Below are 13,329 nucleotides of genomic sequence, written 5' to 3'. Positions count from 1 at the left end.
GAAGAATGATCAAGCCGTTGATGACTATAAATTAGGTTTTGAGCGGAATTTTAGATAAAAAAAAGCGAGTTTCTTGAGGAGAAACTCGCGAAGTCTATTCAGAATGAATGTAACAATATGAGCCAATCTATTAATCATCAGAAAGGACAAAAGGTTGTCTATTCGGGATAAATCTTAGTCTGCCATCCGATCATCAATGTCAGTGGTTTGTAAGAGTTAAGTCTGATTTCCATCAGTGCAATTCATTGTTACATTCTGAATCAATTGGTCATGCTTATTACTTAAAAAGCATCGACCCAACACATGTTAAATGGCCATTTCATCAAGTGCTCTGAATACCATCTCGTCCATGTGCCCATCAAAAATCTGACGACATACCTTCCGACGAACGGCCAAGCCCGCAATCAAACGTTCAATGGTCAAATGCTTTACATCATTTTGGCTGTTGAACAGCTCCACCGTCTTACTCAGTGTCTCGTATGGCAGAGGAACATCCCCTACTCTCAAGAAATCAAGCTTCTCAATGAAGTCAGAACACTCTTCTTTGATTGAGGCATACGAATGCCCTGTCATCGCTGACAAAGCCGTTACACTGCGTTCTAGAGCCTCTGGAGAGGTATATTTGGATAGAGTAATGGTGATCTCGTCAGCATTGATCTCAACCAAGTGCTTTTTCTGCTTCACTCGGCGGCCTAAATTGCCACGAGGGGACGGTGCTTTACGCTGAATAGGCTCAAATTCGCCGTCTATGATGCCTGAGAGCTCGTCTAGCTGCTGCCTTGTCACCATCTCATTGCGAAGTGGATTTGGCAGTGTAGGCGCCATATTGCGCTTACCAGCGTTGGTTGTACGTGCTCGTGAGTAACGTAAGACCTCTTCGACATCACATTTGATGTCGATTTGGTAATCCATCACCTTACCGTTCTCGATCATCGTTTCGATCGTTAGGTGATAGCCCCAAAGATTGACGACAAAAAGATCTTCCGTCCCCTTGCCGTCTGACAAACGCTTCAACTCGCGGATCAAATCCATTGAGAATCGGCGCCATTCGATATTACGTGCCAATTTCTGGTTTAACTCGCTCAACAGCATGCAATCAGTATGCTTGCGTACTAGGCGACTACGGAAGAATGAGTACATCTGGAATACCAGCGTATGCTGCTTCAGAATTTCTGGCGGGAATAGGAAGAAGTAATCACGAGTGAGCAATTCTTCGTAGAACGAAGGCTCCCAAACCAAGATGTAAAGATTAGGTTTGATTCGAATCTCACCATCCAGACCTTCTGTAGGCGCTTCTTCCGAGGCAGTAATGGTTCGAGCGATAAACCGGAAACGATCACTCTTAAACCCTTCAGGCATGTTCTCACTGAGCCAACGGCCAGTCAGTTCATGCAACTGGAAATCGGTAAATTCAATACGATCAATACTGTCACGAATAGAATCTCGAGCAGGCCCACTGTCTTTTTTGCCACGCAAAGACAGAATATCGGTAATGTACAACGGCGTCTTGTTAGGGACATGCGCTGCATCCATGTGGTACTGATCTTTGTGATGATCATGGTATTGAACTGTAAGCGTAAACAACGCAAACAAGGTCATCAGATCATCAACGGTCATGATGTTTTTAGAAGATCGCGTTTCAATCACGGCTTTGGTGCCAGAGATCGATACCATCGATTTCTGATAACTCTTACGAGTACGAGGTGGTGCGAGGGCTTGGTCAATGATCCCTGCCCAATTGGTCGGTGATACGATGAATTGATCCGCTTCATCTTTCATCATTGGAGGTGTGTTAAGACCGTGCTCATTGAGCAAGCGTTTGTTCACTTGTGTTTGTGCTAACGCTTTGGAACGCTTTTGCTTCTCGCTTTGACGAACCTTTTCTGTCACTAGGCTGGTGGCTCCCAATGCCGAAATTAATTGGTTCGGGTTTACGAACTTATGCAGCATGGTTTTACCAGCAAGGCCTTCTTCAAAACGGACTGGTGTTTGCGTAAATAAACCAATATTCACCGCTGCTCGTAAACGTTGCTGTAATGCAGCACGCGTAAGTTGACCGTCGGTAGCACCAACAATTTCTGTTGTTGAAACTAATCCATCTTTGCTGCTGAATCCACGCAGTGAAATAAGATTAAGCAGTTCTAAGATGCTTTTGGTTACCCCTTTGAAATGTTGGTATTGTTCTACCCAATCTGCAGAAGATTCGTGTACCTCAAAAAGGTGCCCATCCTTATGGCTTCTTGGCGCTTTAATCAGAATTTTTTCATCAGCCGTCATTTTAGATCCAGATCACACTAGCCGTAGTTTCGCTATGGTTCCGAAGAATAAAGAAAAACAGATCATAAATAAAGAAAAAATCTTTGTTTTTTAAATAACTGATCTTTTTGATTAATCTGATCTTAATTGATTATATGATCTAATGATCTGGACATTTTTAGCGTCGTAAGTAGCTGTTTAACTTAGATATTTTCAATCGCCATTTCGGAACTATGATCATGTAACTATCGAAAGTATGATCATCGAAAGTCAGAAAGCATGATCACAACTCTCCGTAAGCATGATCATTAAGTTTATGAAAAGATGATCAAAACAGGGCTGAAACGATGATCATGATGTTTATACAACTTATCCACAGAAGCTAGGGCTTCACTTGGAAAACTCATCGTGTGTTATTGCTTACTTGTTTTCATATTAACGTCGGATCGATGATCAAGAGAGAAGATTTTCATCGTTCTGCTCTCAATATCGCGCGGAAATTATTCAATTGATGAAAACGCCACCATTTTGGTTGAATCTCGCTACTTAACAGGGCTTAAGATGAAATCAACGGAAGCATGATCATGATTGTCTTGTCTACATTTTACATGATGCTTTAATTCATCGTTCCGGCTTTTACGCTCTGGTTTTCTCTCTATCCCCCAGTCTATCTACATTCTTCCGTAAATTAGAGGGAAAAATACATGCTTCCGTGTTAAAAACGTTCTTGATCATTTTTCCGATAAATTGATCTGATTGAAAAATTAGCCCGATATGTAAATAGAAGCATGGTTTCCTTGATCATGCTTTCAGTTTTGATGCTTACCTCGGAAGAATGATCATGTACAGTCCTTGATCATTCTTCCAATAGAAACCTCATTCCCTACAAAAAATAGCACTGGACGCATGATCAAGGGTTAGTTGGGAAGAACTCTTTTGACTTAAAGCCACATAAACACTCCAATACCTGATTGATCTCACAGTGCCCGTAATTTAGGGCTGTTTTATAATCGTTCCGAGATAAATGCTAGATTTACATTGTAAATACGTGACGATGTAACATTTTTAATTTCATCGAGTTTGAATCTCTTTATTGGCAAGTATTTGATTAAATTTTGTGATGTTTTCATGGGAGAATCATAAAAGTGGCGTTTGTGAGTGTTTTTTTATGTGATGGTTATTCAAAATGTTTGTTCACCTTTTTGTTGTTTTAGAATGCTAGTGCTGTACAATTAAAATCAGATATCCTTCCAACGGAATTTGGCATGAAAAGAGAAAAAACGATTGAAAATCTCCAGGAGTTAGCGGAACTGACGCAGCAGGTTCAAGCTGACCGTATTGAGATTGTTTTGGAAGAGCGAAGTGACAATTACTTCCCACCAATGTCTAAAGCGATGATGGAAACCCGCTCTGGTTTAACTCGTCGTAAGCTGGATGAAGCTATTGGTAAAATGGAGGCAGACGGCCATCAATTTACTAAGAATAATGCTAACCATTATTCAATCACTTTAGATGAAGCGCACATGCTAATGGACGCGGCAGAAGTGCCAAAATTCCATGAGCGTAAAAAGAATTCAGAAAATAAACCGTGGATTATCAACGTACAGAACCAAAAGGGTGGTACGGGTAAATCAATGACTGCGGTTCATTTGGCTGCATGCCTAGCACTAAACTTAGATAATCGTTACCGCATTTGTTTGATTGACCTTGACCCTCAAGGTTCATTACGTTTGTTCTTAAATCCACAAATCAGTGTGGCAGAACATGACAACATTTACTCTGCCGTTGATATCATGCTTGGTAACGTGCCAGATGGTGTGGAAATCGATCGAGAATTCCTACATAAGAACGTACTGCTACCGACGCAATACCCGAACTTGAAGTCGATTTCTGCTTTCCCAGAAGACGCAATGTTCAACGCAGAAGCATGGCAAACACTCTCTGAAGACCCATCGCTAGACATCGTTCGTCTGTTGAAAGAGCAGTTGATTGACAAGATTGCGAATGACTTCGACGTGATTATGATTGATACCGGTCCACACGTTGACCCGCTAGTATGGAACGCAATGTACGCATCAAATGCGCTATTGATTCCTTGTGCAGCGAAGCGTCTTGACTGGGCTTCAACAGTAAACTTCTTCCAACACCTTCCTACGGTTTATGAGATGTTCCCAGAAGATTGGAACGGTCTTGAGTTTGTTCGTCTGATGCCAACCATGTTCGAAGACGACAACAAGAAGCAAGTTTCTGTTCTAACTGAAATGAACTATCTTCTAGGTGACCAAGTTATGATGGCCACTATTCCTCGTAGTCGTGCATTCGAAACGTGTGCTGACACCTACAGCACAGTGTTTGATTTGACCGTAGGCGACTTCGAAGGTGGTAAGAAAACGCTCGCTACTGCACAAGATGCGGTACATAAGAGTGCACTAGAACTAGAGCGCGTACTGCACTCTAACTGGCCGTCATTGAATCAGGGGTAATGAATAAATGGCATTGAAAACGTCTGAATTAAACGCGAAATTATTTGGTAAAACCAATAAGCGTCGTGTTGCGACACCTCAAGAAGCGCAAACGGCGGCAAAAGACAAAGCACAAACTATCGAACTTGCTGTCGCAGGCGAGAACACCGTTCAGTTTGAATTGGTCCGCATTCCTGCGGATAAAGTGGCGACAGACACCAGCGTATTTGCAGAGAACGCTCGTGAGCAATCTTTCCTAAACGAACACGCTTTATCGGATGTGTTGGTGACGTTGAAAGAACGTGGTCAACAATATCCAGCGGTTGGTCGTCGCACTGAAGATGGCAAGATTGAAGTATTGGACGGTAGCCGCCGTCGTATGTCTTGTATCTTAGCAGGACAGGATTTCTTGGTTTACGTTGGTGACGGCATCAACACGGACCACGCGAAATTCCTTTCTGATGTTGCAAACGCGCACAAGCCACTGTCTCTATACGAAAAAGGTAAAGAGATGCAGGCGAAGCTTGAAAGTGGCGAAGCTGAAGACCAAAAAGCACTAGCAAAAATGTTCCAGTGCAGTGAAGCCTTGGTGAGTGGCGCATTAAAAGCCGCTGCACTTCCGCTTGAACTTCTGCAAGCTTACCCGAATGTTGGTGATTTAGGTCGTCCAACGATTGTTAAGCTGCATAAGCAGTTCTCGACATTGAACGGCGAACAACAACAAAACTTGTTGGATAAGTGTCGTACGTCGGAAGGTTATTTGTGGCAGCGCAGTACAGCTCAAGGTGTGGCTCGTCTTACTAAAGAAGTGACAGAGAGCATTGAAAGTTGGATTGCAGAACTTGCACCAGCGAAGCCAGCTAAGAAAGCGGAAAAAGTTGATCTAGTTAAAGGTCGTGCAAGCTACAGCCGTAAAGGTAACAACCTTGCTCTTAACTTGAAGAAAGTTGACGACAGCTTGATGGAAGAAATTCTTGCTTTCGTTGAGAGCAAAATGAAGTAAAACTGTTCTTGTTTGAAACCGCCTCCGGGCGGTTTTTTTATGTCTGCAATTTGGCAAAGTCTCCATGAATCGAGATGTGATAATATGGCGTCAGTTTAATGCTTGGATATACGTAATGCTCGCACAACCTGAATTCCTTTCTCAGCTTCAGCTCCAATCTTACAAAGCCTTTCAACGCAATGGCGTGGTGATTTATGGTGATGCCGATTGGCAAAATGCCTTGATTACCGACTTTCATCAAAAGCAACAAAATCAAACGTGGTTCTGTGTTGGGGATTGGCAACTAGAAAATGCCCTCTGCGTAAATGCAAAGCAAGGTAATATGTTGCTCGGCCGTGAATGTGACGTGCTGCTGTTTGACGCGAGAAAAGAGTTTGACGCCAACAGTTTTACCTTGGCTCTTGGTGCACTCGTCGGCGGTGGGCTATTGATTGTGGTTGCCAATAGAGACCAAGACGCGGATGACGCCGAACTGTGGCTGCAAACGCAATGGCAACAACTCACCGTTATTAAGGAGAATGTACCATTACCTCCGTTGCCAGATTTCATCCAAGCGGAAAAAGCACAACAGTATAGTGAGCAAACTGAAGCGGTTTCTTTTATCGAAAAAGTGGTGACAGGGCATCGCAAACGTCCTTTAGTATTAACCGCCGATCGTGGTCGAGGAAAAACCAGTGCGTTAGGTATTGCGTGCGCGCAGCTTCTAGAGCAAAAGCCATTACGAATTCTCGTCACAGCGCCAAGCATCAAAGCTGTTGAACCTGTTTATCAGCACTCGCTCAGATTGCTATCAACAGCAGAGCGCGTTAAGAAAGACCGATTAGAAGCGGGGCAGGGCTACATTCAGTTCATCGCACCGGATGAATTACTCTCTACTTTACCTGAGTGTGATTTGTTGTTGGTTGATGAAGCTGCTGCGATTCCGGTTCCTATGCTTAAGCAGATTACTGAGCAATATCATCGTCTCGTATTCTCAACCACCATTCATGGTTATGAAGGTTGTGGCCGTGGCTTCACGCTTAAGTTTGTTGATTGGCTACAAAAGCAAAGACCTGGAATGAAGCTTTGTCATCTTCAACAACCTATTCGATGGGCAGTAAATGACAACTTGGAATCTTGGTTGTACCAAGCATTTTTACTGGATGCAGAACTTACCCCGGGTCAGCCGTCTAAGCTTGGCGATATTTCATTAATCAACCTCCGTAAGTCAGCGTTGATTTCTAATCCTTCCGTATTGAAAACGTGCTTTGCGTTACTTGTGAATGCGCATTATCAAACCTCGCCAAATGATTTGCTGCATCTTCTGCAAGATGAACATTGCCAGATCTACGTGGCTCAGAATAACAATGAAGTCGTCGGGGTGATGTTAACTGTGGAGGAAGGCAACCTCGATTCGAATCTCGTTAAAGATATTCAGCTTGGGAAACGTCGTCCGAAAGGGCACCTGACGCCAGTGACTATTATCAATCAACTTGGTTACGCCGATGTGGGTGCGCTTTCTACTTTGCGAGTGATGCGAATTGCGGTGCATCCAGATTTGCAAGGGCAAGGTATTGGCCAACAAATGTTAAAGCAGTTGGAACAAACTACGCCGCCTCATATCTCTTATTTGTCCACTAGCTTTGGTGCAGCAGAAGAACTGATTACGTTTTGGAACCAATCTGGTTTTGAATCCATTCGTCTTGGAAGTATGCGAGATGCGGCAAGTGGGTGTTACTCATTGTTGATGGTTCGTCAGTGTGGCTCACAACAAGCTTGGATAAACGAAGCCAAATCGCTATTCGAAGAACTGTTGCCATTGAGTGCGGCGTCTACTTATCCTAAGTTAGAGCCAAGTTTGCTTCGTGCGCTATTGCCAGCCTCGGTATCTACCTGTCAGTCCCATTTAACGAAGCGCACTTTAATCGAGTGTTATGCTCAAGGTGGGAACAACTTTGAATCGGTCTCTGTTTGGATTCAGCAATGGTTACTGCAATGTGGTTTGGCTGATGTGTCTGACTTGATGATCAGTAAATTATTCTTAAACAAAGACTGGAGTGCGTGCGCTAAGCAATATGGCTTGCCGGGACGTAAGCAACTTGAAGCGCAGATAAGAAAAGAGCTACAAGTTTTGATTGCTAAATTTACAGTGTAAACGGAGCAAGCAATTTACACTGTAAAAGTGGTTAATGGGAGGAGAGGGTTTACACTGTAAATCATCTCCTTTTTTGTTTGCCACCTTAACCACGGTTTTCGGTTGGGATGTAAAGCCAATCTCGATTTACACTGTAAACACAAGTTGTGTGCAATGAGCTATCTGTGAAGTGAGCTAAATAATAAATTGTTAATAAAGTTAGATTGTTCATTAAGGAGGCTTTCCCATATATTCAAATAAAGATCGTGATGCTTTGGTTATGAAGGGACAGTTCCGCCCAAAAATGAATCCTAACGTGATTTAGAAATTCTGTGCCTGTCTACCTCAACCTCAGAAAAAGCGGGGCTTCCTTTAGTGATGTGAGCCTGATTCTGAGAAGTGAGAGGTTTGTTCAGAAAATGAATTTGGTTAGACTGAATTGGGTGATGGGTAGTAGATGGATTGGTTATGTGGAAGATATGCCTTGAATGGTCGGAAGACAAAACGAGGATTTTAGCTCGCCTATCGGGAGATATTGAAATCGGAGGTGAGCTAAATCAGAAGGAGTTACCTGAACAGCTTCAAGCAATGAATGCCAGTCAGGCGTTCGTTGATGACGCTGAAGTGGTTCGATTCATTAACTGTGCTCGTGAGCGTAAAGCAGAAGCATACGAAGGTATTGTCGTTGCGCAGATTAAGAATGCTCTGGTAGAAGTTGAACTGTCGAACAACGACATGCTCGCGAGCATGAAGATTGTAGGTGCTTATGGTGGCCGTGGTTTGCGTGGCCCTGAAATCGTTCAAGCACTTGCTCATGCGAGAGTATCGAAAGGCATTAATAAGTTGGCGCTTAAAAAAGTAATGGTCGTCAGCAATCAACTCAAACCCGGAGAAACCTTCACTCAACCGGTCGCCGTTGGTAAACAACCAGTCAAAGGTAAAGACGCCATCTTTACGCCTCTCGTTAAAGACATCACCAAACGTATCCTCAAACCAAAAGAAGGCCAAACCACTAGCGACAAAATTGATTTACGAAACTTAGGTGAAACCATTGCCGTGGACGTGGGTGATGAGGTCATGCGTCGAACACCTGCTACCAAGGGCGTTCCGGGTTTTACTGTCCAAGGGCGAGTGATTCCTCCTCAAGCCGGTAAAGACAGTCCTATTAAACCGGGTAAGGGGACAGAAATTAGCAAAGCCGATCCTAATCTTCTGATTGCTTCTGTATCTGGTACGCCTCTCATCAAAGATAAAACCATCGAAGTTGATAGCGCTCTGTGTTTAAACAGTGTGGGTGTGAACACAGGGCACGTTAAGTTTAAAGGCAATGTCATCATCGGCGGCAACATTGAATCTGGCATGATCGTCAAAGCGACAGGCTCTATTACCGTTGGTGGGTTTATTGAATCCGCGGACGTGCAAGCTGAAGGCGACATCCAAGTCGCGAAAGGCATTATTGGCCACACAGTGAGTGATGGTCAGCCGAAAAGCTGCCACGTTCGAACCAAAACATCGATTCGTGCTAGTTACGCCCAGTATTGTGAATTGCAGTCTGGCGAAGACATAGAGCTGGCTGTGCACAGTATGAATAACGACATTGTGTGTGGACGCAACCTGACGGTACTTGATGCCAGCGGTAAAAACGGCACTTTAAGCTGTGGTGATGCCAAAGTAGGAAGTAAGGTACTTTGCTCTCAGCTTGGTGTAGAAGGTGATACCGCAACGAAAGTCGAGGCTTTTGCCTGTTACGCTGTATTCAAAGAGCGTATCGCCAACTTAAAAGAAGAATACAAATCCGCCCAAGAAGGCACGATGGATGTGATTCGTAAGGAACTTGAATTTAAGAAGCGTCCTAAAGCAGAGCGTACCGATGAAGAGCAAGCTCAAATCGAAGTAATGAAAGCGCAAAACAATGCTCGCCTTGAAGAAGTTAAACAGAAGCTAGAACACACTGAGCAGGAGTTTGAAGTCTCGCTGGAAGAGAATATCGTTGAAGCCAAAGATCGCGTATTTACGCGCGTTACAGTGCAATTTGGAGACGAACAGGTGACAACCAAACGCACACATGGCGGTTGTGTGTTTAGCTTTAACCAATACGAAATCAAAGTGGCGGCAAATTTAGAGGAAGAAGACGTCGTCGCGATTTAACTCTTTCATTGGAAGAATGAAAAAGCCCGTGTATTGAGAGGTACACGGGCTTTTGTTTTTAAACATCAGGCAATGTGTTCTTGATAGTAAGCACCAAGGGCACGTACATCACTGCTGCACATGATCTTCATTGCTTGTTTAATATGGCTAATGGGCCAATCCCACCATTTGATTTCTGACAACATGGCGACACATTCGTCGTTAAAGCGCTGGCGAACAATATGATTGTGACCAACAACAATCGAGTAGGGCGGAACATCTTTTGTGATGACTGAGCGCGCACCAATCACGGCACCATCTCCAATTTTCACGCCCGGCATGATCATCGCTTCGCTGCCAATCCACACATCATTACCCACAACAGTATCATCGGCGCGTTCAAACCCGCTTTGTACATCTTCTCCAAACTCTTCAGGAGAAAATGGAAAGGTAGAAATCCAATCTACCCGATGGCCTTGATTGCCAGCCATCATAAAGGTCGCGCCAGAAGCGATTGAACAGAACTTGCCAATGATCAGTTTGTCCACTTTTCCATAAGCACCATCTTGCCACTCTTGTTGGGTAACGCTGTCGCCCATCAAATAACGAACTGATTGATCTTCAAATGTTTTACCGTGATAAAACCCCGAGTAATAACTGTAATCTCCCACCTCGATATTCGGGTTAGTGACATGGTCTTTGATCACTTGCCCTTTTAACCAAGTATCGAATGCGTTCATTCGTGATTCTCCGTTCCAATTTTAAGTTGTAAGCAGTGTAGAGCCTTTCTATTATTTCCAGTAGATTGTTTTTAGAGATTCATAATTACTGTATGGAAATAAAGTGGCTAAGCTACGTGCCGATGTACATTGCACTATGTGAAGAGAAGAGTATTGCTGGTGCGGCGAAAAAACTGCGTTGCTCAAATGCGCACGCGAGTCGTCAACTAAGGCAGTTGGAAGAGATTCTGTCAGTACAGTTGATTCAACGTACAACAAGGCAGTTTAATCTTACTTACGATGGGTTGCGTTTCTATCAGCAAGTAAAGGGTTTGATGGACGGGGCGGAGAAGATTAATGAACAAGTGATGGAAAGTGACCGAGTCGCTGGGCATTTGCGCATCGCGGCGTCGGCATCATTTGGCGCGGCGTTATTGAACCGAGCATTGATCGAGTTTCGCCAGTTATATCCGGAAGTGACGTTTGAAGTGATCTTTTCTGAAACGCCTTTGGATCTTATTGAGTCTGGCTTTGATGTGGCGTTTTTCTTCACGAACAATCCACCCGAGGGTTATATCGGTCACCATTTGCGCTCTTTACACTGTAAACCGTTCGCACATAAAGCGTACTTGTCCAAGAAACCAAAAATAGCAATGCCGGAAGATCTTCATCTGCTTAACCATATTGTGTATCGCAATGAAGTGTTAAACCTCGATACGTGGCACTTTCATCATATCGAAACCAAGCAGAAAGTTTCAGTGGTTTTGCAAAGTGTACTCAGCTTTAATTTGGTTCAATCCATGCTTGAAGCCACTCTTGCGGGATGCGGCGTTGCAATGTTGGATGAATTCGCATTGGAGAAACTCAGCGGTGAAGAGCGATCGCAACTCGTTCCGTTACTCCCTGAGTGGCAAACGGATGCGATCCTACCGCTCTATATTCTTTATCCTAAACGTGAGCATTTACCAAAGCGAACGCAGGCGTTTATTGAGCATTTCAAACAGCAATCATTTTAAACTGATAGGTTGTCTTGAGCGTGTAGGTCTTTAATCTCTGCTGTGCCTTGAAAGTGTTGATTACAAGTGCGGCAGTAGAATTGAGGTGTTAACTCGTGATAGTGGTTACCGGTAAAACAGCGTGATACCAACACCATTAAACGGGCTGTTTTGCCGTTGATGTTTTCTGGTTGAGTATTGATGCGTTTCATCACGCGTTTGTGTTCAGTCGGTTTGTTGCAGTGTGAGCAGAATTTTACAGGCATAAGGCTCTCATATTGATTAAGCGTTTATTAATTGACGAGAGAGTACTTTGCTTAATGATGAAAAAGTAAACATGCATGTAATGATAATTGACAGCAATGCCTACTGGGGAATTCATAAAATGGCTAGTCATTGAAAAGATGGAAGATTTCACTCCTCGACATTTTAAAGGCAGGAAAAATATCGAGGAGGAAATCTTAGCTAACTAAAACGAGTGTATGGACATTTACAGCTCGTAACGTAGCCCGAAGTGGTAGTAGCTTTCATCTGCATGTGCACCACCAAACGAGACTTCTTGTGCGTTGTCGTAACCGCGCGAGCCATTACGGTCAACGTAACTGGTGTAGATAGAAGAGCGAGGGGTCAGTTTGTATTGCACTTCAACGGTTGTGTCTTTCAGTTCCAGCTCGTCGCCGTCGCTGTTTTCTAGAGAGCGGTAACCTGCACGTAACGCCCATTTGTCATTTACACTGTAAACTGCGGTCAGCTCCATGACTTTATCGGTACTGGTTTCAGAGAAGTAACCTTCTAGCTCATCTTCTGAGTAAAGCGCACCTAACATCAAATCACCCAAGTAGTAACGCGTACCCGCCCCCCAAAAGGTGTAATCGGTATCGTTGTTTTCACGTGCATCGCCTTTACTTTTTTGCATTGCGACTACTGGGGCTAATGTACCCAAATCGCCCATTTCAAGGGTGTAACGTAATGCGGCGTTGTAGCCGTAATCGAGTTCAGACGTGTTGTTACCTAGGATGTAAGCCACAGATGCATCAAAGTTGCCAATACGGTTCTGGTATTGCAGCGTACCGTCTTGACGGAAAACTTGTGTCGCGGTTTTATCCACTTTATTTGCTTGGCGCGCCATAGAAACGTCTGATGACGCGAACACATCACCAATGTCGGTGAACATGATCAATCCTGATGCAACACGGCCACCTGTGATTCGACCGTAATCTTGTGCATCGATACCAGCCCAAACGTAACGCGCTGTCAGAGAAGGCTTGTCGTTCACTTGGTTGGCGTATTCTGCTGCGCCTACTTGGTATTGCGCTTGGCCAATCACAGAAGCATGTTCGTTGATGGTTTGTGAGCCATTTAAACCAATACGGCCATCAAATTCGCCATTGGTATCACCGTGTTCATCATTTTTATTGGTGACGTTAAAGCCAAGACGAGAGTAAATGTTCAAAACCGACCCGTCTTCTGCTTGGTAAAGTTGAGCGGCCATCGCTGCGTTCGATGCCATCAGAGTAGGGAGAAGTAGAGTCAAAATGTGCTTTTTCATGTGAACGACCTTTTCGTTTCTATTGTTTTTAAGCACGACAAAGCCCCTTCCGAATAACGGAATAAAATCAATGTCGTGAGAAGTAGAGAGAAGGTGCGCCCTTGA

The 13,329-nt window shown here is 43.9% G+C and carries 9 protein-coding genes; 5 read left to right on the top strand and 4 right to left on the bottom strand.

What is annotated here, in order from left to right; translation table 11 throughout:
* Window positions 1-306: 306 nt before the first annotated feature.
* Window positions 307-2,277 (bottom strand): replication initiator protein RctB domain-containing protein, encoded by a 1,971-nt coding sequence (locus ITG12_RS24705; RefSeq protein ID WP_038880013.1) that lies wholly within the window; start codon window positions 2,275-2,277, stop codon window positions 307-309.
* A 1,244-nt stretch (window positions 2,278-3,521) separates the two neighbouring features.
* Here ITG12_RS24705 and ITG12_RS24700 point away from each other — a divergent pair.
* The 4 genes from ITG12_RS24700 (at window position 3,522) to ITG12_RS24685 (ending at window position 9,982) form a co-directional block, all read left to right on the top strand.
* Window positions 3,522-4,739, top strand: a complete 1,218-nt coding sequence (locus ITG12_RS24700) for an AAA family ATPase (protein ID WP_038871606.1) — start codon at window positions 3,522-3,524, stop codon at window positions 4,737-4,739.
* Window positions 4,740-4,746: 7 nt separating this feature from the next.
* A complete protein-coding gene (locus tag ITG12_RS24695) occupies window positions 4,747-5,721 on the top strand; it encodes a ParB/RepB/Spo0J family partition protein (protein ID WP_012130357.1) in 975 nt (324 codons plus the stop codon).
* Window positions 5,722-5,836: 115 nt separating this feature from the next.
* Window positions 5,837-7,855 carry a GNAT family N-acetyltransferase gene (locus ITG12_RS24690; RefSeq protein ID WP_248874396.1) on the top strand — a complete coding sequence of 673 codons (2,019 nt, stop codon included), beginning with the start codon at window positions 5,837-5,839 and terminating at the stop codon, window positions 7,853-7,855.
* Between the two features lie 447 nt (window positions 7,856-8,302).
* Window positions 8,303-9,982, top strand: coding sequence for a FapA family protein (locus ITG12_RS24685; RefSeq protein ID WP_248874394.1), 1,680 nt, complete (start codon window positions 8,303-8,305; stop codon window positions 9,980-9,982).
* A gap of 65 nt (window positions 9,983-10,047) precedes the next feature.
* On the opposite strand, the gene ITG12_RS24680 is transcribed toward ITG12_RS24685, so the two are convergent.
* Entirely contained in the window at window positions 10,048-10,701 is a 654-nt protein-coding gene (locus ITG12_RS24680; RefSeq protein ID WP_248874392.1) for a CatB-related O-acetyltransferase, read from the bottom strand.
* A 92-nt stretch (window positions 10,702-10,793) separates the two neighbouring features.
* Here ITG12_RS24680 and ITG12_RS24675 point away from each other — a divergent pair, with 92 nt between their 5' ends.
* Window positions 10,794-11,696, top strand: a complete 903-nt coding sequence (locus tag ITG12_RS24675) for a LysR family transcriptional regulator (protein WP_045406532.1) — start codon at window positions 10,794-10,796, stop codon at window positions 11,694-11,696.
* On the opposite strand, the gene ITG12_RS24670 is transcribed toward ITG12_RS24675, so the two are convergent.
* Both ITG12_RS24670 and ITG12_RS24665 read right to left on the bottom strand, forming a co-directional pair.
* A complete protein-coding gene (locus tag ITG12_RS24670; protein ID WP_020197822.1) occupies window positions 11,693-11,941 on the bottom strand; it encodes a hypothetical protein in 249 nt (82 codons plus the stop codon). The two genes, ITG12_RS24675 and ITG12_RS24670, sit on opposite strands and share 4 nt — an antisense overlap.
* A 224-nt stretch (window positions 11,942-12,165) precedes the next feature.
* On the bottom strand, window positions 12,166-13,224 hold the full coding sequence (locus ITG12_RS24665) for a porin (protein WP_104026176.1): 1,059 nt from the start codon (window positions 13,222-13,224) through the stop codon (window positions 12,166-12,168).
* Between the last annotated feature and the right edge of the window lie 105 nt (window positions 13,225-13,329).

The organism is Vibrio sp. ED002 (assembly GCF_023277445.1).
In the GTDB taxonomy this organism is placed as follows: Bacteria; Pseudomonadota; Gammaproteobacteria; order Enterobacterales; family Vibrionaceae; genus Vibrio; species Vibrio jasicida.
This window is presented reverse-complemented; position numbering and strand designations above follow the sequence as displayed.

What these genes read in the sequence shown, in the direction of transcription:
- ITG12_RS24705 (WP_038880013.1), bottom strand. Translation starts at nt 2,277, where the DNA reads ATGACGGCTGATGAAAAAATTCTGATTAAAGCGCCAAGAAGCCATAAG.
- ITG12_RS24700 (WP_038871606.1), top strand. Translation starts at nt 3,522, where the DNA reads ATGAAAAGAGAAAAAACGATTGAAAATCTCCAGGAGTTAGCGGAACTG.
- ITG12_RS24695 (WP_012130357.1), top strand. Translation starts at nt 4,747, where the DNA reads ATGGCATTGAAAACGTCTGAATTAAACGCGAAATTATTTGGTAAAACC.
- ITG12_RS24690 (WP_248874396.1), top strand. Translation starts at nt 5,837, where the DNA reads ATGCTCGCACAACCTGAATTCCTTTCTCAGCTTCAGCTCCAATCTTAC.
- ITG12_RS24685 (WP_248874394.1), top strand. Translation starts at nt 8,303, where the DNA reads ATGTGGAAGATATGCCTTGAATGGTCGGAAGACAAAACGAGGATTTTA.
- ITG12_RS24680 (WP_248874392.1), bottom strand. Translation starts at nt 10,701, where the DNA reads ATGAACGCATTCGATACTTGGTTAAAAGGGCAAGTGATCAAAGACCAT.
- ITG12_RS24675 (WP_045406532.1), top strand. Translation starts at nt 10,794, where the DNA reads ATGGAAATAAAGTGGCTAAGCTACGTGCCGATGTACATTGCACTATGT.
- ITG12_RS24670 (WP_020197822.1), bottom strand. Translation starts at nt 11,941, where the DNA reads ATGCCTGTAAAATTCTGCTCACACTGCAACAAACCGACTGAACACAAA.
- ITG12_RS24665 (WP_104026176.1), bottom strand. Translation starts at nt 13,224, where the DNA reads ATGAAAAAGCACATTTTGACTCTACTTCTCCCTACTCTGATGGCATCG.